General features: G+C 71.4%; 24 protein-coding genes. 8 read left to right on the forward strand and 16 right to left on the reverse strand.

The features are described 5' to 3' along the window. Positions 1 to 90 precede the first annotated feature (90 nt). A complete protein-coding gene (locus ACWCSU_RS47090; RefSeq protein WP_449942893.1) occupies positions 91 to 1,203 on the forward strand; it encodes an NAD(P)/FAD-dependent oxidoreductase in 1,113 nt (370 codons plus the stop codon). 13 nt (positions 1,204 to 1,216) lie between these two features. On the opposite strand, the gene ACWCSU_RS47095 is transcribed toward ACWCSU_RS47090, so the two are convergent. Beyond that, complete coding sequence (locus ACWCSU_RS47095; RefSeq protein WP_357696499.1) at positions 1,217 to 1,681, reverse strand: MarR family winged helix-turn-helix transcriptional regulator; 465 nt, start codon at positions 1,679 to 1,681, stop codon at positions 1,217 to 1,219. A 192-nt stretch (positions 1,682 to 1,873) separates the two neighbouring features. On the opposite strand from ACWCSU_RS47095, the gene ACWCSU_RS47100 reads away from it, so the two are divergent. After that, on the forward strand, positions 1,874 to 3,538 hold the full coding sequence (locus ACWCSU_RS47100) for an alpha-amylase family protein (RefSeq protein ID WP_357696497.1): 1,665 nt from the start codon (positions 1,874 to 1,876) through the stop codon (positions 3,536 to 3,538). A gap of 69 nt (positions 3,539 to 3,607) precedes the next feature. Here the strand turns inward: ACWCSU_RS47100 and ACWCSU_RS47105 are convergent, their stop codons facing one another. Then, positions 3,608 to 4,201 carry a TetR/AcrR family transcriptional regulator gene (locus ACWCSU_RS47105; RefSeq protein ID WP_357696495.1) on the reverse strand — a complete coding sequence of 198 codons (594 nt, stop codon included), beginning with the start codon at positions 4,199 to 4,201 and terminating at the stop codon, positions 3,608 to 3,610. A gap of 68 nt (positions 4,202 to 4,269) precedes the next feature. Here ACWCSU_RS47105 and ACWCSU_RS47110 point away from each other — a divergent pair, with 68 nt between their 5' ends. The 3 genes from ACWCSU_RS47110 to ACWCSU_RS47120 are packed head-to-tail and all read left to right on the forward strand — an operon-like array spanning position 4,270 to position 7,553. Next, on the forward strand, positions 4,270 to 4,992 hold the full coding sequence (locus tag ACWCSU_RS47110; RefSeq protein ID WP_449942896.1) for an SDR family NAD(P)-dependent oxidoreductase: 723 nt from the start codon (positions 4,270 to 4,272) through the stop codon (positions 4,990 to 4,992). Positions 4,993 to 5,002: 10 nt separating this feature from the next. Further along, the gene (locus ACWCSU_RS47115) at positions 5,003 to 5,776 is read left to right on the forward strand and encodes an alpha/beta fold hydrolase (RefSeq protein WP_449942899.1); all 774 of its coding nucleotides are present in this window, start codon (positions 5,003 to 5,005) and stop codon (positions 5,774 to 5,776) included. Positions 5,777 to 5,801: 25 nt separating this feature from the next. Continuing rightward, positions 5,802 to 7,553, forward strand: coding sequence for a bifunctional metallophosphatase/5'-nucleotidase (locus ACWCSU_RS47120; protein ID WP_449942901.1), 1,752 nt, complete (start codon positions 5,802 to 5,804; stop codon positions 7,551 to 7,553). Positions 7,554 to 7,669: 116 nt separating this feature from the next. Here the strand turns inward: ACWCSU_RS47120 and ACWCSU_RS47125 are convergent, their stop codons facing one another. The 4 genes from ACWCSU_RS47125 to ACWCSU_RS47140 all read right to left on the reverse strand — a co-directional run bounded on the left by ACWCSU_RS47125 (position 7,670) and on the right by ACWCSU_RS47140 (position 11,612). Further along, the gene (locus ACWCSU_RS47125; RefSeq protein ID WP_357696487.1) at positions 7,670 to 8,410 is read right to left on the reverse strand and encodes a cytochrome d ubiquinol oxidase subunit II; all 741 of its coding nucleotides are present in this window, start codon (positions 8,408 to 8,410) and stop codon (positions 7,670 to 7,672) included. A 66-nt stretch (positions 8,411 to 8,476) separates the two neighbouring features. Beyond that, positions 8,477 to 9,727 carry a cytochrome ubiquinol oxidase subunit I gene (locus tag ACWCSU_RS47130; RefSeq protein WP_357696486.1) on the reverse strand — a complete coding sequence of 417 codons (1,251 nt, stop codon included), beginning with the start codon at positions 9,725 to 9,727 and terminating at the stop codon, positions 8,477 to 8,479. Positions 9,728 to 9,825: 98 nt separating this feature from the next. Then, positions 9,826 to 10,494, reverse strand: coding sequence for a response regulator transcription factor (locus ACWCSU_RS47135; protein WP_449942905.1), 669 nt, complete (start codon positions 10,492 to 10,494; stop codon positions 9,826 to 9,828). Beyond that, positions 10,491 to 11,612 carry a sensor histidine kinase gene (locus tag ACWCSU_RS47140; RefSeq protein ID WP_449942907.1) on the reverse strand — a complete coding sequence of 374 codons (1,122 nt, stop codon included), beginning with the start codon at positions 11,610 to 11,612 and terminating at the stop codon, positions 10,491 to 10,493. Before ACWCSU_RS47140 ends, ACWCSU_RS47135 begins: the two co-directional genes overlap by 4 nt. Positions 11,613 to 11,659: 47 nt before the next feature. Between ACWCSU_RS47140 and ACWCSU_RS47145 the strand changes: the two genes are divergently transcribed. Continuing rightward, positions 11,660 to 11,875, forward strand: coding sequence for a hypothetical protein (locus tag ACWCSU_RS47145; RefSeq protein WP_449942909.1), 216 nt, complete (start codon positions 11,660 to 11,662; stop codon positions 11,873 to 11,875). A gap of 3 nt (positions 11,876 to 11,878) precedes the next feature. On the opposite strand, the gene ACWCSU_RS47150 is transcribed toward ACWCSU_RS47145, so the two are convergent. From ACWCSU_RS47150 to ACWCSU_RS47180, 7 genes are all read right to left on the reverse strand, one after another. Next, positions 11,879 to 12,790 (reverse strand): fatty acid desaturase family protein, encoded by a 912-nt coding sequence (locus ACWCSU_RS47150; protein WP_449942912.1) that lies wholly within the window; start codon positions 12,788 to 12,790, stop codon positions 11,879 to 11,881. 277 nt (positions 12,791 to 13,067) lie between these two features. Beyond that, positions 13,068 to 15,926 carry a BTAD domain-containing putative transcriptional regulator gene (locus ACWCSU_RS47155; protein ID WP_449942915.1) on the reverse strand — a complete coding sequence of 953 codons (2,859 nt, stop codon included), beginning with the start codon at positions 15,924 to 15,926 and terminating at the stop codon, positions 13,068 to 13,070. 182 nt (positions 15,927 to 16,108) lie between these two features. Continuing rightward, positions 16,109 to 16,321 (reverse strand): hypothetical protein, encoded by a 213-nt coding sequence (locus tag ACWCSU_RS47160; protein WP_357696476.1) that lies wholly within the window; start codon positions 16,319 to 16,321, stop codon positions 16,109 to 16,111. 81 nt (positions 16,322 to 16,402) lie between these two features. After that, positions 16,403 to 16,720: a DUF3140 domain-containing protein gene (locus tag ACWCSU_RS47165; RefSeq protein WP_357696474.1), complete on the reverse strand. Its 318-nt coding sequence runs from the start codon at positions 16,718 to 16,720 to the stop codon at positions 16,403 to 16,405. 29 nt (positions 16,721 to 16,749) lie between these two features. Beyond that, positions 16,750 to 17,406, reverse strand: coding sequence for a response regulator transcription factor (locus tag ACWCSU_RS47170; RefSeq protein ID WP_357696472.1), 657 nt, complete (start codon positions 17,404 to 17,406; stop codon positions 16,750 to 16,752). Continuing rightward, positions 17,403 to 18,572, reverse strand: a complete 1,170-nt coding sequence (locus ACWCSU_RS47175) for a sensor histidine kinase (protein ID WP_449942919.1) — start codon at positions 18,570 to 18,572, stop codon at positions 17,403 to 17,405. Before ACWCSU_RS47175 ends, ACWCSU_RS47170 begins: the two co-directional genes overlap by 4 nt. A 16-nt stretch (positions 18,573 to 18,588) precedes the next feature. Beyond that, entirely contained in the window at positions 18,589 to 19,176 is a 588-nt protein-coding gene (locus ACWCSU_RS47180) for a hypothetical protein (RefSeq protein WP_449942922.1), read from the reverse strand. Between the two features lie 246 nt (positions 19,177 to 19,422). Between ACWCSU_RS47180 and ACWCSU_RS47185 the strand changes: the two genes are divergently transcribed. After that, the gene (locus ACWCSU_RS47185; protein WP_449942925.1) at positions 19,423 to 20,169 is read left to right on the forward strand and encodes an SRPBCC family protein; all 747 of its coding nucleotides are present in this window, start codon (positions 19,423 to 19,425) and stop codon (positions 20,167 to 20,169) included. A gap of 45 nt (positions 20,170 to 20,214) precedes the next feature. Here ACWCSU_RS47185 and ACWCSU_RS47190 read toward each other — a convergent pair whose 3' ends face one another. Together ACWCSU_RS47190 and ACWCSU_RS47195 are read right to left on the reverse strand one after the other, a co-directional pair. Continuing rightward, complete coding sequence (locus ACWCSU_RS47190) at positions 20,215 to 21,012, reverse strand: alpha/beta fold hydrolase (RefSeq protein ID WP_449942928.1); 798 nt, start codon at positions 21,010 to 21,012, stop codon at positions 20,215 to 20,217. Between the two features lie 295 nt (positions 21,013 to 21,307). Then, complete coding sequence (locus tag ACWCSU_RS47195; protein ID WP_397038147.1) at positions 21,308 to 22,501, reverse strand: MFS transporter; 1,194 nt, start codon at positions 22,499 to 22,501, stop codon at positions 21,308 to 21,310. Positions 22,502 to 22,573: 72 nt separating this feature from the next. On the opposite strand from ACWCSU_RS47195, the gene ACWCSU_RS47200 reads away from it, so the two are divergent. Beyond that, positions 22,574 to 23,545, forward strand: coding sequence for a GlxA family transcriptional regulator (locus tag ACWCSU_RS47200; protein ID WP_449942932.1), 972 nt, complete (start codon positions 22,574 to 22,576; stop codon positions 23,543 to 23,545). A 24-nt stretch (positions 23,546 to 23,569) separates the two neighbouring features. On the opposite strand, the gene ACWCSU_RS47205 is transcribed toward ACWCSU_RS47200, so the two are convergent. Further along, positions 23,570 to 23,845 carry a sulfurtransferase TusA family protein gene (locus ACWCSU_RS47205; RefSeq protein ID WP_449942934.1) on the reverse strand — a complete coding sequence of 92 codons (276 nt, stop codon included), beginning with the start codon at positions 23,843 to 23,845 and terminating at the stop codon, positions 23,570 to 23,572. Positions 23,846 to 23,863 lie beyond the last annotated feature (18 nt).

The following is a 23,863-nucleotide window of genomic DNA, read 5'->3' on the forward strand; positions in this document are numbered from 1 at the left end:
GGAGATCTTTTTCGGGAGTTGCAGTTCGGGTTGCGAACTATTATGGTTCGTATCACGAACAAGTCGTCGTCTCGACGGGAGTTGTGCACCATGAGCCGTACTGTGGCGATCATCGGCGGGGGTTACGGCGGCGCGGCGGCCGCCAAGGCGCTGGACGAGCACGCGGACGTCGTCCTCGTCGAGCCCAAGGACGCCTTCGTGCAGAACGCCGCGTCCATGCGGGCGCTGGCCCGGCCCGAGTGGGCCGAGAAGATGTTCTTCCCCTATGACGGGTTGATGCGGCGTGGCCGGATCGTGCGGGAGCGGGCGGTCTCGGTGGACTCACGGGGTGTGCTGCTGGCGTCCGGGGAGCGGGTCGAGGCCGACTATCTCGTGCTGGCCACCGGTTCGGGGTATCCCTTCCCGTTCAAGTTCGACGACGACCTGGCCGGGCAGGCGCGGGAGCGCATCGGCGCCGTCCACGGCGAGCTGGCGGAGGCCGGCCGGGTGCTGATCGCCGGGGCCGGGCCGGTCGGGCTGGAACTGGCCGGGGAGATCAAGGCCGTGTGGCCGGGCAAGCAGGTCACGATCGTCGACCACGGGACGGAGCTGCTGCCCGGGTTCGAGTCGGCGGTACGCGCCGATCTGCGCAGGCAGCTCGACGAGCTGGGGGTGGAGCTGCTGCTCGGCACCGCCCTGGACGTTGAGCCGCCCGCCGAGCCCGGGCTGGCCGGGCCGTTCACCGTCGGGTCCACGGCGGGGGAGCTGTCGGCCGACATCTGGTTCCGCGCGTACGGCGTGCGCGTCCGGACCGGCTACCTCGGCGGGGACCTCGGCGACGCGCGCACGCCCCGCGGCCACGTACGGGTGACCGAACGGCTCAACGTCGAGGGGCACGAGCACGTCTACGCGATCGGCGACATCACCGACCTCGCCGAGGCCAAGATGGCCGGGAACGCGATGCAGCACGCCGAGGTCGTGGCGGCGAACATCATCGCCCAGGTGCGCGGCGAGCAGCCCTCCTCGGTGTACCGGCCCTCGCCGCTGCCGTTCGTCCTGCTGCCGCTGGGGGCCGAGGGGGGCGTCGGCCAGCTGCCCTCGCCCGAGGGGTCGATCGTGCTGCCGGCCGAGTCCGTCGCCGACTACAAGGGCAGGGACCTGTTCACCGGACGGTTCGCGGAGCTGTTCGGGATCGCCGGGGAGCCGGCGACGGCGGGGGTCTGACCCCGGCCGGAGGTCAGGAGACCTCGGCGGCGCGCTCGATGAAGACCGTAGGGGCGTTGTTGTCCCGCACCAGCCGGGAGAGCAGGTCGGCGAGCGTGGCGCGCTCGCTCTCGTCGAGCCCCGACGGAAGCTCGTCGATGCGCCGGCAGGCCTCGGTGTAGAACTCGTCGGCGAGCTTGGCGCCCTGCTCGGTCAGCGTGACCTGGACCGCGCGACGGTCGCGGGGATTGGGCTCGCGGCGGACCATGCCGCGCTGCGCGGTGCGGTCGACCAGCTCGGTGAGGCTGGACTTGGCCAGGCGCAACATCGAGCCCAGCTCGCTCATCCCGTACGGCTGGGCCATCAGCACGCACAGGAGCTGGCCCTGCTGCGAGGTCAGGCCGTACTCGCGGGCGGACTCGGCGTAGACGGCGTTGACCAGGAAGGTCGACCGCACCAGGGCGGAGACGACTCCCAGCTGCTCCTCGGGCTTGGCCATAAGATCAGTCTAACATCAGTTCGGCTACCGAACTATTGGCTCGGACGAAGCGCGCCGGGAACCGCTCGAAGACGGGATCCGCGCGCAGGCCGGGGTTTGGCCATGCCGTCGTCGCCCGAGGTCAGGCGATCAGAACCGGACGGAGACCACCAAAGGGACATTTCTTCTGGGCGGGTGGGTAGCAGGGCCGCCATGCGACTGACGTACACCTCCGACGTCTGGTGGAAGAACGCCGTCGTGTACTGCCTGGACGTCGAGACGTTCAAGGACGGTAACGGCGACGGCGTGGGCGACTTCCGCGGCTTGACCCAGCAGATCGACTATCTCGCGGGCCTCGGCGTGACATGTCTCTGGTTGATGCCGTTCTTCCCCACCCCCAACCGGGACGACGGCTACGACATCACCGACTTCTACAGCATCGATCCCCGGCTGGGGACCTTGGGTGACTTCGTGGAGTTCATGCGGACGGCCAACGACCGGGGCCTGCGGGTGATCGCGGACCTGGTCGTCAACCACACCTCGGACCAGCACCCATGGTTCAAGGAGGCGCGCAAGAGCAAGGACTCGCCGATGCGCGACTGGTACGTCTGGTCCGACACCCCCGAGCCGGACGACCCGAAGCAGGTGGTCTTCCCCGACAAGGAGGACTCGATCTGGCAGTACGACGAGGGCAGCGGCCAGTACTACCTGCACAGCTTCTACCGTCACCAGCCGGACCTGAACGTCGGCAACCCCGAGGTCAGGGACGAGATCACCCGCATCCTCGGCTTCTGGATGGAGCTCGGGCTGTCGGGCTTCCGCGTGGACGCGGTGCCGTTCCTCATCGAGAACGTCAGCCCCAAGCTGGCCGACCCGCACGAGTTCCTGGCCGACCTGCGGGCCTTCATGACCAGGCGCAAGGGCGGCTCGATCCTGCTGGGCGAGGTCAACGTGCCCTACAAGGAGTTACTGCGGTACTTCGGTGAAGGGCTCGGTGACCAGATCACCATGTGCTTCGACTTCATCGGCATGCAGAGCAGCTGGCTCTCCTTCGCCCGCAACAGCGCCCGCCCCCTGATGGACGCCCTGCGCGAACGCCCCCGGGCCCCCAAGGACTGCCAATGGGCGATGTTCCTCCGCAACCACGACGAGCTGACCCTCGACAAGCTCACCGACGCCGAACGCCAGGAGGTCTTCGAGGCGTTCGGCCCCCGTAAGGACATGCAGATCTTCGGCCGCGGGCTGCGGCGGCGGCTGCCCACGATGTTCGGCGGCGACCTGCGGCGCATCAAGATGGCCTACAGCCTGCTGTTCTCCCTGCCCGGCACCCCCGTGGTCTTCTACGGCGAGGAGATCGGCATGGGGGAGAACCTGGACGAAGAGGGGCGGATGGCCGTCCGCATCCCCATGCAGTGGTCCGAGGACGGCGGCTTCAGCCAGACGGAGGACACGGTCCGCGAGATCCCGGAGGGCTCCTTCGCGCCCGACCGGGTCAACGTGGCCGACCAGAAGCGGGACACCGACTCGCTGCTGCGCTGGTTCCAGCTCCTCATCGAGCGGTACCGCGAGTGCCCGGAGCTGGCGTGGGGGCAGTACACCGTGCTGGACACCGGCGACGACGCGATCTTCTCGCACCGCTGCGACGCCGACGGCGCGACGGTCGTGGTCGCCCACAACCTGTGCGACACGGCCAAGGACGTCGAGCTGCGGCTGGACGGCCTGGAGCACTGCGACCTCACGGACCTGCTGGTGGACGGCACGATCAAGGTGTCGGCCGACGGCACGGCCAAGCTCGCGCTGGGACCGCACGGTTGCCGCTGGCTGCGCGCGTCGCCCCCCGAGCTGCCCCCGGAGGACGCGAGCGTCATGTCGCAATGACCCGTGCAGCCGCGCAGGATCGAACCACCCTGATCCGCGCCACCGCACGGCCAAGCCGCCGTGCGGTGGTCAAGGCGTGGGGGGCGGGTAGGCGGTCATCGCGAGTTCGGCGACCTTCAGCAGGTCGGCGTAGGGGGCGCCGTCGCGTGACTGCGTGGACATGCCCTGGATCACCGACGCGTAGAAGGTGGCCAGGGCTCCCGTGTCGGTGCCGGGAGCCAGCCGTCCGGCCGCCACGTCGTCGTCGACGCGCCTCCTGATCGCCGCCTTCGCCTCCTCCCTGAACCCCCGCAGCAGCTCTTCCACCTCGGCGGACTCGGGCCCGCAGTTGACCGCGGCGCTGATGATCAGGCAGCCGCGCGGGTGGTCCGCGCTCGCGTACTCGGCGGCCGACTCGCGCAGCACGCGCTCGACCGCCTGCCGGCCGGTGGGCTCCTCGGTGAGCGCCCTGGTGGTGAAGGCGCCGTAGGTGAGCTGGTAGCGGCGCACCGCCTCCTCGAACAGCCGCCGCTTGTCGCCGAAGGCCGCGTACAGGCTGGGGGGCCTGATGCCCATGGCGGCGGTCAGCTCGGCGATCGAGGTCGCCTCGTAGCCGTGGGTCCAGAACGCGCGCAGCGCGCTCTCCAGTGCCGTGTCCCTGTCGAATGCCCGTTGCCTCGCCATGCCGCCATTCTATAGCGATCGCTATGTTATGGTTTTCTGTATCGATCGCTAAAGAAAGGATTCGAGCGATGAGGACTGCCCTGGTCACGGGAGCCGGCAGAGGCATCGGCCGGGCCATCGCGCTGCGCCTGGCCGAAGACGGGTTCCGGGTGATCGTGAACTACGCGAGGGACGCGGCCGCCGCCGAGGAGGTCGTCCGGACGATCGGGGCGCACGCCGTGGCCGTACAGGCCGACCTGGGCGTACCGGAGGACGTGGACCGGCTCGCCCGGCGGGTGGCCGACGAGACGGACGTGCTCGACGTGCTGGTCAACAACGCGGGCATCGGCATGTCCAGGCCCATCGCGCAGGAGACGGAGGAGGGCTACGACCGGGTGTTCGCGGTCAACGTCAAGGGCCTGTTCTTCCTCACCCGGCAACTGCTGCCGCTGATCCCGGACGGCGGCCGCATCGTGAACATCACCTCCGGCGTGGCCCGCATCGCCTTCCCCGAGGGCATCGCGTACTCGATGACCAAGGGCGCGGTGCAGGTGTTCACGCTGGCCCTGGCCAAGGAGCTGGGGCCGCGTGGCATCACGGTCAACAACGTCGCGCCCGGCATCATCGACACCGACGTCAACGCGGGCTGGCTGCAGGACCCCGACGCCCGCGCGTACGCCGCGAGCAGGCACGCGCTCAACCGCATCGGCGAGCCCGGCGAGATCGCGAACGTGGTCGCGTTCGCCGTCTCGCCCGAGGCGAGCTTCATCACCGGCACCACCCTCGACGCCACCGGCGGCGGAAACCTCTAGGAGTCACCTCATGCCCACGGTCATCCACGACGGCGGACACGTGCACTTCGACCGGGCGGGCAGCGGCCCCGGCCTGGTCATGGTCCACGGCTCCGGCGGCGACGCCGCCGGCAACTACGGCCACCTCGTCCAGAACTTCACCGACATCCGCACGGTCATCACCCCCGACTACGCGGGCAGCGGCGAGACCACCGACCCCGGCGGCGACCTCACGCTCGACCTGCTGATCGAGCAAATGGCGGTGACCTTCCCCGGCGGCGGCCCGTCCGACCTGGTCGGCTTCTCGCTGGGGGCGTTGGTCGCGGCCGGGGTGGCGGCCCGGCATCCCGAGCTGGTCAGGCGGCTGGTGCTGATCGCCGGCTGGACGCACGCCGGCGACCCGCGTCTGCGGCTCGGCCTGCGTACCTGGGCCCGGCTGGCGGCCACTGACCCCGAGAGCTTCGCGGCGTACGGCCCGCTGGTCGGATCGAGCCCGGCCTTCGTGAGCGGCCTGGGCGAGGAGGGCGTGAAGGCCATGATGGCCGGCGACCCGCCGCCCGGCATCGTACGCCAGATCGAGCTGGACCTGCGGACCGACATCAGGGACCTGCTCCCGAGCATCACCGCCCCCACGCTGGTGATCGGCTGCACGCAGGACCACCTCGTCCCGGTCGGGCACGCCCGCGCCCTGCACGCCGCGCTGCCCGGCAGCCGGTACGCCGAGCTCGACAGCGGTCACATGGTGGTGCACGAACGTCCTGAAGAGGTGACAGCCCTTATCCGCGATTTCGTAACCAACGAGTAATTTGTCCTAGTTACTCTCCAGGCACATGCAGACCAAGAAGCTCGCCGCCACCGGGGCCGCCGCGCTGACCGCGCTGGCCCTGGGGGCGCTCCCCGCCCACGCGAGCGGGGACAAGAGCGTCACCGTCACCGTGATGGGGACGTCGGACATCCACAGCAACGTCCTCAACTGGGACTACTTCAAGGACGCCGCCTACTCCGACAAGCAGGGCAACACCATCGGCCTGGCTCAGGTGTCGTCGCTGGTCAACAAGGTCAGGGCCGAGCGCGGGGCGGACCACACGCTGCTGTTCGACTCGGGTGACACGATCCAGGGCACGCCGCTGGCGTACTACTACGCCAAGGTCGAGCCGATCACCGAGACCGGGCAGACCCACCCGATGGCCAAGGCCATGAACGCCATCGGCTACGACGCCGTCACCCTCGGGAACCACGAGTTCAACTACGGTCTGCCGCTGCTGGCCACCTGGATCAAGCAGATGAAGGCCCCGGTGCTGGGCGCGAACGCCGTGCACGCCGGGAGCGGGAAGCCGGCGTACGAGCCGTTCGTGATCAAGACCATGAAGGTCAAGGGCGAGAAGCCGATCAAGGTCGGGGTGCTCGGCCTGACCAACCCGGGCGTGGCCATCTGGGACAAGGCGAACGTCGAGGGCAAGCTGCGCTTCACCGACCTGGTCGAGTCGGCCAGGAAGTGGGTGCCGGTCATCCGCGGCCTCGGCGCGGACGTGGTCGTCGTGACCGCGCACGCGGGCGACAGCGGCATCTCCTCCTACGGCACCGACCTGCCCGTCGAGAACGCCTCGGCGATGGTCGCCGAGCAGGTGCCGGGCATCGACGCGGTGCTGTTCGGGCACGCGCACAACGAGGTCGCCCAGCGCTTCGTGACCAACAAGGCCACCGGGCAGCAGGTGCTGCTCACCGAGCCGGGCAAGTGGGGCCAGCGCCTGTCGCGGCTCGACTTCACCCTCGCCAAGCAGCGCGGCAAGTGGGTCGTCACCGGGAAGACCTCCGCCACGCTCAACACCAACACGGTCGCCGAGGACCCGAAGATCGTCTCGCTGCTCAAGCCGCAGCACGACACCACGGTCGGCTACGTCAACAAGGTCGTCGCCAAGTCGGCCGAGGAGCTGTCGGCGGCCGAGTCGCCGTACAAGGACACGCCGATCCTGGACTACATCCAGCAGGTGCAGACCGAGACCGTGAAGGCCGCCCTGCCGGGCAACACGCTGCCGGTGTTGTCCATCGCCGCGCCGTTCAGCCGCACCGCCGTCTTCCCCGCCGGGGACGTACGGGTCAGGGACGTGGCCGGGCTCTACGTCTACGACAACACGCTGCTGGCGATCAAGCTGACCGGCGCCCAGATCAAGGACTATCTGGAGTACTCGGCCCGCTACTTCAACCAGCTCAACCCGGGCGACCCGGTGGACGTCACCAAGCTGACGAACGCCGCCAACACCCCGGACTACAACTACGACCAGCTCTCGGGCGTCTCGTACGACATCGACGTGGCCAAGCCCGCCGGGCAGCGGATCGCCAACCTCACCTTCGAGGGCGCGCCGATCCCGGCCGGCAAGGAGTTCGTGGTCGCGATCAACAACTACCGCCAGTCGGGCGGCGGCGGGTTCCCGCACGTCACCACGGCCCCGGTGCTGTACAACGCCCAGGTGGAGATCCGCCAGGCGCTGATCGAGTACGCCACCGCCAAGGGCACGATCAACCCCGCCGACTTCGCCTCCGCCAACTGGAAGCTGACCCGCGACGGGGCTCCGCTGTTCTGACCTGACACAGGGCGGGCGCGCCATGAAGGCCGCCCGCCTTGTCACGGGCAGCGGTCCTCAGGTGGCAGAACCGGCGCCCGCCTTGTCCCGGACAGCAGGACCAGCCACCCGCCTTGTCACAGGTAGGACGGGCCGGTCACGCGGTGCCTGAACGTCCACCACACCCACCCCTGCGAGGCCACCAGCAGCGGGATCAGGACGAGGATCACCGGCGTCAGCAACGCGCCCGACGACCCCGCCGTCAGCGGCAGCCGCAGCCCGGCCAGCACCCCGACCATCAGCATCGCGCCGGCCGTCAGCGCGTACGTGCGGCCCTCGCCAGCCTCGCCGGACAGCAGCCCGGCCCGCTCCCGCAGCGATCCGCGCAGCCGCAGCGCCGCGAACGCCAGCCCGTGCACCGCGAACAGCGCCGCCACCACCAGCGCGGCCAGCAGCACGAGCGGCCCGCGCATGCCGAGCAGCACTTCGGCGAGCAGCAGCCCCCAGCTCAGCGCCAGCCCCCAGCTCCCGGCCACGATCCCGCCGTCCCAGAACGCCTGCCACCGCGCGCCGGGCACCCGCCCCCGCAACCACAGGCCCATGTCCCGGACCACCCACGAGACGAGCAGCGCGACGACCACCACGTAGTTGCCGCTCAGGAGGTGGCCCTCCAACTCGGGGAAGAGCCCGGCGATCACCCCGGCCGAGGCCACCAGCCACACCTCGTTGCCGAGGAAGAACGGCGCGATCGCGGCGATCACCTCGCGCCGCTCGCCCGCCGACCGCCCGAGGTACGGCAGCGCCATGCCGACCCCGATGTCGGCCCCGCCCAGCACGAGATAGCCGAGCGCGAAGAAGGCCAGGACGAAGATTTCCATGTTCGCTTCCTAGAAGGCGAGGAGGGGAGGGGCGAAGGCGGGGACGGGCTGGAAGGCGGGGACCGGTCAGAAGGCGGGGACCGGGACCGGCGTCTCGGTCGGGAGGGCGCCGAGCGCGACCGCGTCGGGCCCGCGCCGGGCCGCCCTGGCCAGCAGCCAGTAGTTGACCGCGATCAGCACCGTGAACACCGTCACGAACGCCGTCAGCGACAACCGCATCTGCCCCGCCGTCACCGGCGACATGGCGTCGGACGTCTTCAGCAGCCCGTAGACCACCCACGGCTGGCGCCCCATCTCCCGGAACGTCCACCCGGCGAGCATGGTGACGAACGGCACGGGGATCATCAGCGTCAGCAGCCAGTGCCAGGCCCGGAACCCGCGCACGACCGGCGGGAAGAACATCAGCAGCAGGCTCAGCCCCGCCACGATCGTCATCACCACCCAGAGGATCATCATCGTGATGCCGGCCCCCTGCACCCAGCCGGTCGCGGGCAGGTAGTCGCCCGGCCCGAACCGGGCCGCCATGTCCGCCTGCACGGCGGCCAGCCGGTCGGCCTGGCCGGTCCAGGCCGCGGCCTTGGACGGCTGCAGGGTCTGGAACCCGAGCCCGCCGAACGTCACCGTGAAGAACGAGGCCGGCAGCGCGACGCCGACGCCGATGCGCAGCGACTTCCTGAACAGGGCCTGCTCGGCCGTGCGCCTGCGCAGGTGGTAGGCGCTCACCCCGGCCATGAAGAACCCGCCGACGATCATCGCGCCGCCCATGACGTGCCCGAACGCGATCTGCGCGGCCGGGTTGGCGACCATCGCGCCGAAGTCCGTGAGCCGCAGCCTGCCGCCGTCGAGGGCGTAGCCGACCGGGTTCTGCAGGAAGCCGTTGGAGATCATGATCCAGAACGCCGACGCGTACGCGGTCAGCGTGACGACCCAGATCAGCGCCAGGTGCGCCCAGCGGTTCAGCCGGTTCCAGCCGAAGATCCACAGGCCCAGGAACGTGGCCTCGACGAAGAAGGCCACCAGCGTCTCGATCGCCAGCGAGGCGCCGAAGACGTTGCCCGCGTAGTCGGTCAGCCCGCTCCACGACAGGCCGAGCTGGAACTCCATGACCAGGCCGGTGACGATGCCCATGGCGTAGTTGATGATGTAGAGCTGCCCCCAGAACCTCGTCATCCGCAGGTGGACGGGGTCGCCGCTGAAGGTGGCCCGGGTCTGGACGACGGCCACCAGCGTCGCCAGGCCGAGCGTCAGCGCGACGAAGAGGAAGTGCGCGCCCGCGGTGAACGCGAACTGCAGGCGGGCGAGGTCCACGGTGTCCATGCCGGAAAGCTTGGCGTTACGGCGCGCTCCACCGCGTCATGCCGGGGTCTGCAATCCGGCGTACAACCCCGGGCGGAAGATCACTTTGGACGTACGACTCAAGTTGTAAGCCAGCCCGGGGTGATCATCCCGGCCTCGTAGGCGAGCACCACGAGCTGGGCCCTGTCGCGCACGGCGAGCTTGGTCATGATGCGGCTGACGTGCGTCTTCGCCGTGGCGGGGCTGAGCACGAGGCGGGCGGCGATCTCGTCGTTGGACAGCCCGGCCGCCACCAGGCCCATGACCTCCCGCTCCCGCTCGGTGAGCGCGTTGAGCTCGGGGCCCGGCTCCGGCCGCTTGACCCGGCCCGCGAACTCCGCGATCAGCCGCCGCGTCACCGACGGCGAGATCAGCGCGTCGCCCCTGTCCACGACCCTGACCGCGTGGATCAGCTCGGCCGGCTCGGTGTCCTTGACCAGGAACCCGCCCGCGCCCGCGCGCAGCGCGCCGTAGACGTAGTCGTCGAGGTCGAAGGTGGTCAGGATGATGACCTTGACGCCGTCGAGCCGCGGGTCGCCCGCGATGCGCCGGGTGGCCTCCAGGCCGTCGAGCTCGGGCATGCGGATGTCCATGAGCACGACGTCGGGCCGGTGCTCGTGGGCGCCCGCCACGGCCGCCGCGCCGGTGCCGGCCTCGCCGACGACCTCGATGTCGTCCTCGTCGGACAGTATGGACCGGAACCCGGCGCGTACCAGGGTCTGGTCGTCGGCGAGCAGTACGCGGATCATCGGGCTCCGTTCAGTGGCAGGCGGGCGACGACGCGGAAGCCGCCCTCGGGGCGCGGGCCGGCCTCCAGGTCGCCGCCGAGCGCGGTGGCGCGCTCGCGCATGCCCTGCAGGCCGAAGCCGCTGCCTTCGGTGTATGTGACACCCGGGCCGTCGTCATCGACCCGGATCAGGATATTTCCGGATGAGTTGCTGACCGCGAGGGTGGCCTTCGTCGTGCCGGAATGGCGGGCGACGTTGGTCAGCGACTCCCTGATGATGCGCGCGGCGGCCAGGTCGACCTCGGTCGGCACGTCGTCCAGCGGGCCGGACAGCTCGGTGGCCACCTCCAGCCCCGACGCCGCGACCAGGTCCGGCAGCCGCGTGAGACTGCCCGCGGGGGCGGTCGGCGCGTCCTCGTCCACCTGGCGCAGCACTCCGAGCGTGGTGCGCAGCTCGCGCAACGTCTCCTTGCTGGTCTCCTTGATGGTCCGCAGCGCGGCCTCGGCCTTCTCCGGGCGCCTGGCGAGCCCGTGCAGCGCGGCCGACGCCTGCACGTTGATCATGGAGATGTTGTGCCCGAGCACGTCGTGCAGCTCCCTGGCGATGCGCAGCCGTTCCTCGCTCTCGCGCCGCCTGGCCTCCTCCTCCTTGGAGCGCTCGGCGTCCAGCGCGCGCTGCTGCGCCTCCAGCAGGTACGCCCGGCGGTTCCTGGTGACCCCGCCGAACGCGATCGCGGCCACCACCCAGCCGGTGATCGCGCCGAACATGCTGTCGTCCACGTGCCTGACCCCGTGGGCCTCGCCGAAGCCCATGGCCAGCAGCACGGCGGCCCCGGTGGCGATCGCCGCGACCAGCCGGCCCTGGTCGGCGGCGGTGTACAGGGCCACGAACACCAGCACGATCAGCGGACCGTCGAGCCGGGCGAGCGGGTAGTAGACGGACACCGCCGCGACGACCACGATCAGCGACGCGACGGGGAGGCGCCGCCGCAGCATCAGCGCGCCGCACGACACGATCGGCAGCACCACGTCGAGGACGTTGGGAGGCTGCGCGCTCCGGAACGCGGCGACCACAGTGCCGGCGAGCGCGACGGCGACCACCAAGAGGGACACCGTGGTGCTCGCCTGCAATCTGCGCATGTGCTCCATTTTGTATGGTCATGCGGGTCATGGGGTAGTTGAGCGGGATGACGACTAAGGATGAGCTCCGGCGGGTCGAAGAGGACCTGGCCCGGCTTAAGGCGGAGAACCAGGAGTTGCGCGACCAGGTGGGCGACATCGGCGCGACCGACCAGATCGAGACCTCGGCAATGATCGCCCAGGCCGACGAGCAGTCCGAACTGATCGCCGACCTCGAACGACGCCGTGCCGACCTGGAGAGACGGGTCGAGGAGGAGGGCTGAGGCTCAGCGGCGCAGCGGGGCGCCCACCTCGTGGAGGTGGCGCAGGGCCTGGCCGTAGGAGGCGACGAGCCCGGTCTGCAGGTAGCTGACGCCGACCTCGGCGCAGTAGCTCTCGACGATGGGCTGCGCCTTGCGCAGGTTGGGCGCGGGCATGTTCGGGAACAGGTGGTGCTCGATCTGGTAGTTGAGCTGGCCGAGCGCCACATCGGTGAACAGGCCGCCCCTGACGTTGCGGGAGGTCAGCACCTGCTTGCGAAGGAAGTCCAGCTTGTCGTCCTTGGTGAGGACGGGCATGCCCTTGTGGTTGGGCGCGAACGTCGACCCCAGGTAGAGGCCGAACAGCCCCTGATGCACGACCAGGAACACCAGGGCCTTGCCGAACGGCAGCACGGTGAAGACCGCGCCGAAGTAGAGCACGAAGTGGCCGGTCAGCAGCGCCAGCTCCGCCCACGGCCGCTTGGCCGACGGTGCGAGCAGCGCCTTGAAGCTGGCCACGTGCAGGTGCCAGGCCTCAAGGGTGAGCAGCGGGAAGAACCAGAACGCCTGGTACTTGGCGACGAAACGGGGCAGGCCGACGCTCCGCGCCGCCTGGTCGTCCGACCAGACGAGGACGGCGGGCGAGACGTCCGGGTCGTGGTCCTCGTGGTTGGGGTTGGCGTGGTGGCGGTTGTGCTTGGTGGTCCACCACCCCCAGCCCAGGCCGATGCCGAGGTTCCCGAGGAGGAGACCGGTCACGTCGCTCGGCCGCCGCGTCCTGAACACCTGGCGGTGGCCCAGGTCGTGGGAGACGAAACCGAACTGGGCGAAGACCACGGCCAGTGCGACCGCGACGAGGAGCTGCCACCACGAGTCGCCCACCCAGGCGAACATCGCCCAGCAGCCAAGATACGCGGCGACGACGATGCTGAGCCGCACCGCGTAATAAACGGGACGCCGGTCGAGGAGACCGGCGTCCGAGATTCGGCGGGCTAGTCGGGCGAAGTCACTGCCCCGGGTGTCGACCACACTAGGACTGGCCACAGATCTCCTCACATTGCGGTGGAAAGTTGCCACAACCCTGGCGTATCCACCGCAAAACCGGAAGGTGTTCCGTGGTCATCCGGGGAGCGGTGGAGAAGGGGGCTCGTCGTCGGTTCCGTGGCCTCTCCCCAGACCATATGGTGCGACACCCCGTGCCGCGCACGCGACGGGCTCAGCCCAGCAGGAACAGCGCGTGCCTTTCGGGGGCCGGCAGCGAGGCTCCCCTGGTCAGGGCCTCGTGGAAGGCGTCGGCGCCGAGCGCGGAGCGGCACCGCCCGTCGAGGGCGACGACGAGGGGATCGGCGGAGCCGTCGATGCCGCGCAGCGCCCGGGCGGCGCCCAGCAGCTCGGCCGCCGCCCGGGGCGGCAGGTGCTCGGCCGCGCCTTCGAGCACGGCCGCGCGGGCCGTCCGGTCGCCGCAGGTCTCCATCAGCTCCAGGGCGGTGCGCAGCGACGGCTCCGGCGCGGCCACGCGGGCCAGCTCGACGTGCATGAACGCCCTGAACTGCGCGGGCCCCTCCCCGCTGCCGAGCGCCAGCGCGCGGTCGAGCAGCCGGGCCGCCCCGGTCCGGTCGCCGGTGCGCCGGGCCAGCTCGGCGCGGGCGTGCAGAACCCTGGCCTGGGTCACCGCGTCCTCGGCCCGCAGCGCCGACCGCCACGCCTCCTCCAGCGTGACCGCGGCCCCCTCGTGGTCGCCCGCCCGCGCCTTGAGCTGCCCGAGCCGGAGCAGGTACGTCATCGGGCCGAGCGGCGCGTCCAGGCCCGACAGCTCCTCGGCCAGGCGGCCGGGCTCCTTGGCGCGGGCCAGCGCGGCGGCGAAGTCGCCCCGGTTCTCGGCGACCAGCGACAGCCAGTAGAGCGAGGCCCACTGGCCCCAGCGGTCGCCGGTGCGGCGGAAGCCGTCGAGGGCCGGGCCGAGCAGGTCCTCGGCGCCCGCGACCGTGCCGTACTCGAACCGGACGATGCCGCCGAGCAGCAGCGCGGCCGAGCGCGTCCACAGGTCGGGGGAGTCGCGCAGGCGCTCGACGGTGTCCTCGGTCAGCTCGACGACTTCGGCGGGCGGACGTCGCGCGCCGCTCATGGCCCAGAAGTTGAGCGCGGCGGGATGGCCGGAGCCCAGCACCGCCGGGGTCGGCTCGCCGCCCGTCAGCACCCGGCACAGCCCGTGCGCCAGCTCGCGCCCCGGCGGCGGCACGTCGCCGACCCGGCGCAGCACGGCCGCCGCCCGCTCGCTCATCTCACGCCGCCGCCCACGCATGATCCACGGCCAGAACCGGGGCAGGATCAGCCTGAGAGGGTCGTCGGAGTGGCGCAGCGCGGCGTCGAGGTTGTCCTGCTCGGCGTCCAGCACCTCCAGCCAGGCGAGCTGCTCGCCGGTACGCAGGAGGGGCTCGGCGTCCTCGGCCAGCCGGGTGTAGTAGTGGGCGTGGGCCTGCCGGAGCGCGGGCAGGTCGGCGGCGGCGTACTGCCTGATGGTGGCCAGCATCGAGTAACGGTCGCCGGAGACCGACACGAGCGACTTGTCCACGAGTGAGGCGAGGTCGTCCGGGGCGCCGCCGCACACCTCCGCGACGGCCTCGTACGTCGCGCCGCCGGAGAAGACCGTCAGCCCGCGCAGCAGCTCGCGCTCGGACGCGGACAGCAGGTTCCAGCTCCAGTCGATGACGTCGCGCAGCGTACGGTGACGCGGCTCCGACGTGCGGCCGCCGCGGAAGGTCAGCCGGTCACCGAGCTGCCGGACCAGCACGGACACCGGCATCGTGCGCAGCCGGGCGGCGGCCAGCTCGATCGCCAGCGGGATGCCGTCGAGCTCGCGGCAGATGCGCTCGGCGTCCGCCGCGCCCACCTCCAGGCCGGGCCTGGCCGCCGCGGCCCGCGCCAGGAACAGCTCGGCGGCCTCGGGCAGCGGGAGGACGGGGTGCAGGTTCTCGCCGGGGACGTCGAGCGGCTCCCTGCTGGTCGCCAGCACGCGCAGCCCGGCCACCTCCGACAGCAGCCACCGCGCGACCAGGGCGGCCTCCTCGACGACGTGCTCGCAGTTGTCCAGCACGATGAGCGGCGACGTGCCGCGCAGCGTGCGGACCACGTCGGTCGTCCTCAGCACGCTCTCCACCGTGGCCCGCACGCCGGTGGCGGAGGCCAGCTCGACCAGCCACACCCCGTCCGGCACGTCGAGCCCCGAGGCGGTCTCCAGCGCCAGGCGGGTCTTGCCCACGCCGCCGGGGCCGACGAGCGTCACCAGCCGCTCGTCCTGGCCGTCCAGCAGCGCGCGCAGCCGGGCGACGTCGCCCTTCCGGCCGACGAAGCCGGTGAGCCGGGCGGGCAGGTTGCCCCTCGGCGCGGGGGCCGGGTCGCGCAAGGCCGCCATGTGGGCCGCGCGCAGCTCGGGGCCGGGATCGACGCCCAGCTCGTCGGACAGGTCGGCCCTGATCCGCTCGAAGACCTCCAGCGCCTCGCCCCGCCGCCCGCGCGCCACCAGCGCCCGCATGAGCAGGGCGTGGAACGGCTCCCGCAGCCGATGCTCGGCCACCAGCCCCTCCAACTCCGCCACGACCCCGGGCCCGGGTCTCCCGGCCGCCGGGTCGGCTGACAGGTCGGCGGCCATCGCGGTGGCGAGGGCGGTGAGGCGTAGTTCCTCCAGGCGGGCGGCCGGGGCGGCGGCGAACTGCAGCCCGGCCGCGTCCGCCAGCGCGGGCCCGCGCCACAGCGCCAGCGCGCCGCGCGGGTCACCGGCCCGCACCAGCCGCTCGAACGCCGACGCGTCCACCTCGCCGGGTGGCACGTCCAGCAGGTAGCCGGCCGGGTGGGAGGAGATCAGCCCCGGTGCCTGCCGGCGGGCCCGCGACACCAGGGACTGCAGCGCCGCCGCCGGATGCGCGGGCGGCTCGCCGGGCCACAGGTCGTCGATCAGCCGGTCGGCGGTGACCACTCGGCCGGGGTCGAGCGCCAGGCGGACGAGCAGGGCGCGTACGCGGGCGCCGCCGATCTCGGCCCCAGCCACCTGGAGCGGCCCCAGAACCCCGATCCGCATGCCTCCCACCGTACGCACCGGCGGCACCGGGCAGGCCGGCACGGACGGCCCGCGACCGCGCCCGCCCACGACCGGTTTCCGGCGCGGAGCCCGCACGCACCGCGTTCGAGCAGCTCGGGCAAGGGCGCGCGGCATGGCTCAGCCCGCCGAAAGAGCCGGTCGAAGAGGCCGAGCGGTGTGGCTCAGCCGGCCGCGAGCTGGTCGAAGAGGTCGAGCGCGGCCTGGCGCACCTCCGCCGGGGACAACCCGTCGAGGGCCTGCCGCGCGTCGGTGATGTCACGCGTCGTGGCCAGCGTGATGGCCACGGACGACGCCGCGGCGCGATCGATCGATCCCGTCGGGGCGGCGTCGGCCAGCTGCTGGGCGCTCGCGGCGAGGTCGAGGTTGTCTCTCAACGGATCTCCTCGGACGAAGTCTGCTTCGCACATTTCATCACTTTGCGTCGCCCCACATCCACCATTTGTTGAATTCGGAGGTTATGCCCTGAGCGGGTCGTGCCCGACGGACATGAGCTCGCGCCGCGAGTCGTCGTCCGTCCGGTCGCCCATGGTCTCGACCAGCTCCACCACCTGGCGCATCACGTCCAGGTCGGTCTTGGTCAGGTCGCCCTTCCGCTTGCTCAGGACGTGCAGCACGCCCCGGCCCAGCTCGTCGATGCCCATGTCGGGGTCGGGAGGGAAGCCCTCCTCGTCCGAGGCGTCGGCCAGCAGGTAGCCGCGCAGCTCCTCGGAGTTCATGTTGACCACCCGATGGAACTCCTGCCAGAGCGTGTCCGTGTCGAAACCCTCAGTCATATGGGCCGCTTACCCGCCTGATCCTCCCGTTACGCCCCGGGAACGGTCAGCCCCGACTCGTAGGCGGCGATCACGGCCTGCACGCGGTCCCGCAGGCCCAGTTTGCTCAGCACGTTGCTGACGTGCGTCTTCACGGTGTGCTCGCTGACCACCATGCTCTCGGCGATCTCCGCGTTGGACAGCCCGCGTGCGATCAGCTGCAACGTCTCGCGCTCGCGGGCGGTCAGCGACTCCAGCGTCCGGGCGGGGGTGGCCGCGGCCGCGGGGCGGGAGGTGAACTCGGCGATCAGCCTCCGGGTCACCGTGGGCGCGAGCAGCGACTCGCCCGCCGCCACGACGCGGACCGCGGTCACCAGGTCGTCGCGCCGCACGTCCTTCAGCAGGAAGCCGCTGGCGCCCGCCCGCAGCGCGTCGAACACGTAGTCGTCCAGGTCGAACGTGGTCAGGATCAGCACCCGGCAGCCGGTCTCGGCGCACACGATCCTGGCCGCCTCGATGCCGTCCATCCTGGGCATGCGGATGTCGAGCAGCAGGACATCGGGCTCGTGGGCCCGTACGGCGGCCACGGCCTCGATCCCGTCGCTCGCCTCGGCCACCACCGAGATGTCGGGCTGGGCGTCGAGGATCATCGCGAACCCGCCCCTGACCAGCTCCTGGTCGTCGGCCACCACGACGCGCACGCTCATCGGCCGGCCTCCAGCGGCAGCCGCGCCGACACCGCGAAGCCGGGGCCGTCGGCGCGCGGGCCGGCGGTCACGCTGCCGCCGCAGGCCGCCGCCCGCTCGCGCATGCCGATCAGCCCGTTGCCACCCGAGGGCAGCGCGGGGCCGCCGCCGCGCCCGTTGTCCGTGACGTCGATCATGAGGTGGTCGTCCTCCCAGGTGAGCCGGATCTCGGCGCGGTCGGCGCCGGAGTGCTTGACGATGTTGGTGAGCGCTTCCTGCGTGATCCGGTAGGCGGCCAGCGCGCTGTCGGGCCCGATCGGGCGCGGCTCGCCGACCTCGGCGAAGTTCACCTCCAGGCCGGTCCCCGCCACCTGGCCGGCCAGCGTGGGCAGGTCCGCGAGGGTCGGCTGCGGCGCCCTCGGCGCCTCGGGCTCGTCCTCCTTCAGTACGCCGAGCATACGGCGGAGCTGCACCATCGCGTCCCGGCCCGCCGCGGCGATGGCGTCGAAGGCGGCCTCGGCCCTGGCGGGGTTGCTGCGCACCACCACGGGCCCCGCCTCGGCCTGGACCACCATGAGGCTGACCGCATGGGCCAGGATGTCGTGCATGTCGCGGGCGATCCTGGCCCGCTCGCGTTCGGCCGCGCGCTCGGCTTCCAACTGACGCTCCCTTTCGAGCCGGGCCGCGCGCTCGGCCAGCTCGGCGGCATGGGCGCGGGACGTGGCCGCCGCCCGGCCGATGGCGTACGCGGCGGAGAACAAAGCGACCCCGCGCATCGCGGTCTCCCACGAGCCGACGGAGGACAGGCCGCCGACGAGGGTCACGACGAGCATGACGACCCGGGGCAGGCGGGGGGAGTAGGCGGCGACCGTGTAGAAGATGACGAGGGCGCCGTACCAGATGGGCTGGCGGGCGACGTTGTCGGAGAAGTCGTAGAGCGCGCCCACGAACAGGCTGACGATCAGCATGGTCACCGGCCACCTGCGCCGCCAGACGACGGGGAGCGAGGCGCCGATCGCGACCACGTACCCCCACGCGTCCCACCTGCCGCCGTACGGGTCATGACTGGAGATCAGCGGCCATGCCTGGACGACGGCGATCAACAGGGCGAGCGCCCCGTCCACCCAGAGGTGGGGGAGCGCTCGAAGCCTACGGCGAAGGACGTCGACCAGCGTCAAATCGGACACAGGATCCCATTGTTCCTCACGCATGGACGAGCGTGCGCCGGGCGGCGGGCTGGACCTGGCGCCGGGCCAGCGGCCAGAACGACACCAGCATGCACAGGGCGCCGAGCGGGATGAGGTCCTTCTCGATGATCGGGATGGCGAAGTCGAGCATGACGAGGACGGGCGTCCAGAGCTTGAGCTGACGGCGCGCGGCGAGCTGGATGACCAGGGCGAGCTGGGCGATGTAGAACAGCATCGGCCCGACCTGGTAGACCGCGAGGGACACTCCCGGGATCGCCTGGACCTGGTCGAACAGCGGGGACATGGCGTCGTGGTCGGCGGACATGAACCCGACGGCGATGTCGATCACGAACTGCGCGGACGCGCACGCGATGCCCACCAGACCGACCACGAGGCTGGTGGTGGCGATGCGGTTGCGGTCCAACATCCGCCACATTTCCCGAAATATCATGATGAACAGGACAAGAGCGGCAAGAAACGCGAGATGGCCGGTTGTCCAGGCCAGTCCGGGCCCTCGGGTTCCGTCGAAGCCGTCGGCGATTCGGATGAGGCCGTACGCCAGGACGAGCAGCGGGGCGGCGACGAAGGCGATCCGGGTGTTCATCGGGGTTCTCCTCAGCGGGTGGGGCGATGCACTTATCCTGCGGTTTTCCGCTCCGAATGTGATCACCGGGACGGGCGATCCCGCGCCTCGCTCTCAAGAGGGAGGCCCCTCACTCGCAAGGGCGTCCCCCGCCGGACGACCAGGTTTCCCCGAGACGCACTACCGACAAGACGAGTCGGCTTGACAAGCGATATTGTCGGTGCGATCCTCGGCCGCACTGCCCGAGGCCGTGACAGGGAGACAGTCATGCCGCACGAGTTCGAGATCCGCCACGAGATCCCCCTGGACGCAGCCCCGGACGTCGTCTGGCGGGCCATCGCGGAGGGACCCGGCATCGACTCGTGGTTCATGGGCCGTACCGAGCTCGAACCCCGTGAGGGCGGCAGGGGCACGCAGACCTTCGGCGCCGACGTCCCCACCGAGAGCGTGGTGACCGCCTGGGAGCCGGGCGAACGCCTGGCCTACCGGGGCGTGGAGAACCCCGACGGCACGTTCATGGCCTTCGAGTACCTGCTGGAAGGCCGCGGTTCGGCCGGCACGGTGCTCCGTTTCGTCCACAGCGGCTTCCTCGGCGACGACTGGGAGTCCGAGTACGACGACCTTGAGCGCGGCGACCTCCAGTACCTGTACAAGCTGGCCGTCTACCTCAGGCACTTCCCCGGCAGGATCTCCACCCACAACCTGTTCCTGGTCGCCCCGCGCGCGTCCGAGGAGGAGTTCTGGGCCGCGCTGGAGACCGCCCTCGGCCTCGCCGGACGTCCGGCGGCGGGGGAGAAGGTGACGGTCGCGATCGAGGGGCGGGCGCCGGAGCGGGGCGTCGTGGAGTGGGTGACCGCCCCCGGCACCTTCGTGGCGGTCCGTACGGACGACGGTCTGTACATGTTCGTCCAGGGGCGGGGCATGGCGGTGGTGGAGCACCACGCGTACACGCCGGTGGACGGCGTGGCCCTGGAGGCCGCCTGGACCCGCTGGCTCGCCGCCGCCTTCGCCTGACCGAGCCCTCGAACCAGCCCGGACGGGCCCCCGTGGTGGTGGACCTCAGGCGAAGAACTCCTTGAGCACCGGCGCCAGCGCCTCCGGCTTGACGATGTGGGTCTGCCCGTCGAGCGTGCGGTAGTCGGCCGCGGGCAGCGCCTTCGCCAGCGCGCCGACGGAGTTGCGCATCCACTGCGGGCTCTTCCCGCCGTCGGCGACGAGCGTCGGTACGGTCACCGACGCCCACGCCTCCTCGGGCAACGACTCTCCCCGTTGGTAGGGGGCGACGAGCGCGGTGTCGTACGGCAGGGTGTGGGCCACGGCCTTGAGCTTGGCCCACGCGGGCATGAACCGCATCATCGCCACCACGAACCCCGGCAGGCCGACGCCCTCGCGCATGAACAGCTTGACCGCCTCGGCCCGGCGGTCGGCGGCCACCAGCGCCTCCAGCCGCCGTACGTAGTCGTCGCCGAGCGAGGGCCGGGTGCCGTCGACGATGAACGGCGGCTCGTACAGGGCCAGGCGCTCGACGGGCAGGCCGTTCGCGACCGCGGCCAGGGCGAGCGCGGCGCCGGACGAGGTGCCGTACAGGCGGATCGGGCCGCCGGCCGCCTCGGCGAGCGCGGCCAGGTCCTCGAATTCCCGCTGCGGGGTGGTCGGGGTGGTGTCGCCGCTCTCTCCCCGGCCGCGCCGGTCGTAGGTGTAGACCGTGAAGTCGGGGGCGAGCGCCTCGGCGAGGCCGCCGTTGATGCTGGAGCCGCGGAAGCTGAGTGCGCCGTCCACGAGGATGACCGCCGAGCCCTGACCTGCGCGTTCGTACGCGATGGGGGTGCCGTCCGCGGAGTTGATCATGCTGCTCATGGTGTTCCTCCGTTTCGTGAGGCCCACGATAGTCACCGACAAAAATATTTGTCAAGAAAAACTTCGAGTGGGGATGTACTGATGCGGGCTCCTTTGCGCTCTTACCCGGTGGAGTCGTCCTGAGCGCTGGGGACGCTGGGGCGGCTCCTACGTCGCGTGCCGCGAACAGGAGGGGACGGCACGTGCCGCGGACGGGGGCGGGCGGTCTGCCAGCCGCACGCCCCGGCCCGCGGCACGTGCCGTGGGCGACGACGCCGCGACCCTCGAACCTGCCCGCCGCCCGCATGCGGACGAACTACGCCGCGACCGTGACCGGCCCGCCCTCGGAGAGCGGCGACCTCCGGCCCAGCCGCCGGACCGGCCCGATCACCAGCAGCGCCGTCACCACGCCGACCGTCACCACGGCCGACACCAGCATGAAGTCACGCGGCTCGACCAGCGCGGTGACCGGGCCGGCCAGCGCCTGCCCGACCGCCATGCCCGCGACCGACCCCGCAACCTGGTAGGCGTTGACCCGGTTCATCACGTCCGGGGCGACCTGCGTCTGCACGGTGGTCGACCACATCACCGACCAGAACGCCATCGCGCACCCCCCGATCAGGTGCCCGGCCATCAACAGAGGCAGCGGCAGTCCGAGCGCGACCGACAGCGGCACGGGGACGTACCCGATCAGCGCCACCGCTCCCGCCGCCAGCGGCCTGCGCGGCCTCAGCCTGATCGCCACCAGCCCGCCGAGCACGGTCCCGAGGCCGAGCGCCGCCATCACCCACCCGTAGTCGGCCCCGATGACCTGGGACGACAGCGGCACGTACGGCCCCACCACCAGGACGCCCCAGAACACCCAGACCAGGATGACCGACCACATCCAGTTCCTGGCCTTGAACTCCTCCCAGCCCCTGCGCAGGTCGCTCAGCACGTCGGACGGCTCCGGCTTCGGCACGGCGACCCGGACCAGCAGCAGGCACACCGCGCTGACCAGGAACGTCGCGGCGTCCACGGTGTAGACGAAGACCGGCCCGGTGGCCACGATGAGGATCCCGGCCAGCGCGGGCCCGGCGAGCTGGGTGACCGCCTCGGCGATCTTCAGCGTCGCGTTGGCCCGCTGCGGATCCTCGGCGACCAGCGGGACCATGCCGTTGACGCACGGCTCGAACACCCCGGCGGCCATGCCCGACAGGCACGCCATCGCCAGCAGCAGGACGAACGGCGGAGCGCCGTCGAGGAAGGCGACGGCCACGACGCCCTGGGTGACGATCCTGACCACGTCCGCGCCGATCATCAGGCGCCGGGGCCCGATCCGGTCGGCGACCACCCCGCCGAACAACATGACCAGCACGGCCGACGCGGTCCACAGCGCGAGCACGAAGCCGACGCCGGCGATCCCGTAGACTTTGCCGATCGCCAGCGCCGAGGCCACGGGCATCATCGCGTCGCCGAGCAGCGAGATCGTGCGGGCCCCGAAGTACAGGGCGAAACTCCTCGTCCACATGAGGCCCAATTCTGGATTTTTCCAGTTCAAAGCACCGGTGTCCCAAATGACATCATTAGGTACATTTGCGCCATGGTCCTGGACTGCCCGGAGACGCCCCCGGCCCCGCCGAGCCCGCATCGTGTGGTCGCCCTGGTCGCGCCGCACCAGGAGCTCTATCCCGTCACCTCCGCCTCGGCGGTCTTCGGCTACCAGGGCTCCGACATCCCCCAGCACTACAGCTTCCGTCTGTGCGCCGAGCATCCCGGCTCGCTGCCCACCACGCTCGGCGTCCCCATGCAGGTGGACAGCGGCCTCGAAGCCATCGACGACGCCGACACCGTGATCGTCGCGGGCTGGACCCTCGTCCCTTCGCCGGCCGTGCTCGACGCGGTGTCCCGAGCCCATGCCCGGGGCGCCCGGATCGTCGCCGTCTGCGCCGGGATCTTCATCCCCGCCGCCCTGGGCCTCCTGGACGGCCGCCGCGCGTCCGTCCACTGGGAGCTGTCCGGCGAGCTGGCCGCCCGCCACCCCCTCGTCATCCCCGACGACACCGTCATCTACGTCGACCACGGCGACGTCGCCACCGCCGGGGCCTCGGCCGCCACCCTCGACCTCTGCCTGCACCAGGTCCTCCAGGACCACGGCGCGGCCCACGCCATGCGCATCGGCCGCCAGCTCGCCGCCGGTCCGCACCGCGAGGGCTGCCAGCGCCAGTACCCGCCGCTGCCCACGGCGGGGCCCATGCCGGACTCCCTGGCCCCGCTGCTCGAATGGCTCCTCGGCCGGCTGCCCGACCAGGTCAGCGTGGAGGACATGGCCGCCTACTCGGGGGTCTCGACCCGTACGCTGACCCGCCAGTTCGCCGACCAGCTCGGCGTGCCGCCCGCCCGCTGGCTGCTGGAACGCCGGCTGGCCGCCACCCGGGCCCTGCTGGAGGAGACCGACCTGCCGGTCGAGACCATCGCCACCCGCGTCGGCCTCTCCTCGGCCGTCAACCTCCGGCGCCGCTTCCACACCGCCCTGCGCACCACCCCGGCCGCCTACCGCCGCTCCTTCCGCTGACGGGTCCGCTCGCCGCCGCCGTCGCTAGGCCGCGTGCCAGGGACGGGTGGGCTCGGTCCGCCTGGCGGCGTCCGCGACCCGCAGCGCGTACGTCGGGCGCTCGGCGCCGGGCACCGGCCCGAGGTAGGCGTGGCCGGTCAGGTGGCACCAGGCGGGCAGGTCGTAGGGCGCGGCGGGGTCGGTGGCGATCAGGTGGATCACGGCGCCGGGACCGGCGCGCAGCACGTGCCCGCGCAGCTCGATGAGCAGTTGGACGCACATCTTGTCGCCACCGTCGATCAGGAGATCAGGTTCGGGCATGCGTCCAGGAAACCATGC

The organism is Nonomuraea sp. NPDC001699 (genome assembly GCF_053596455.1).